Genomic DNA, 607 nt, shown 5'->3' on the forward strand with positions numbered 1-607 from the left:
TATTTCGAAACCTGCAACTGCGAGACGGCCTGCCCGTGCGTGTTCCTGAGCCCGCCGACAGAGGGTGATTGCACGGCGCTAGTGGCCTGGCACATCGACAAGGGCAGCTACGGGGACACCGCGCTCGACGGGCTGAATGTGATGCTGGCGGTGCACGCGCCGGGCACCATGGTTGAAACGAAATGGAAAGTTGCGGCCTATTTCGATGAGAAGGCCGACCAGGCGCAAAACGACGCGCTGCACGCCATCTTCGGCGGCAAGGCCGGCGGTCATCCGGCGGTGCTCGCCTCCTTCATCGGCGAGATCGTGGGCGCAAAGAACGTTCCGATGCATTATTACAATGACGGCAAGACCAGCAGCCTGTCGGTTCCCGGCGTCACCGAGGCAGAGATCGAGCGCATGGAGGGGCAAGGCGGCAAGCCGATCACCATTGAAAGCCATCCGTTGGCTATCGCGCCCGGCGAGCCGGTCGTGGTGGCGCGCTCGAAACATTTCAGCCTCAAGGATTTTGGCTGGGATTGGAAGCTTTCTGGTCGCAACGGCTTCATGTCCGACTTCCACTACGCATCAGCCGCCTGACGATGACGGGAATGTCGTTGCTACGAGA

General features: G+C 61.3%; 1 protein-coding gene. It reads left to right on the plus strand.

The genetic code is table 11. The features are described from left to right. A partial coding sequence (locus ACX3P1_RS28325; protein WP_459083157.1) for a DUF1326 domain-containing protein occupies nt 1–579 on the plus strand: 579 nt, incomplete at its 5' end. Between the last annotated feature and the right edge of the window lie 28 nt (nt 580–607).

The organism is Mesorhizobium sp. A623 (assembly GCF_054489405.1).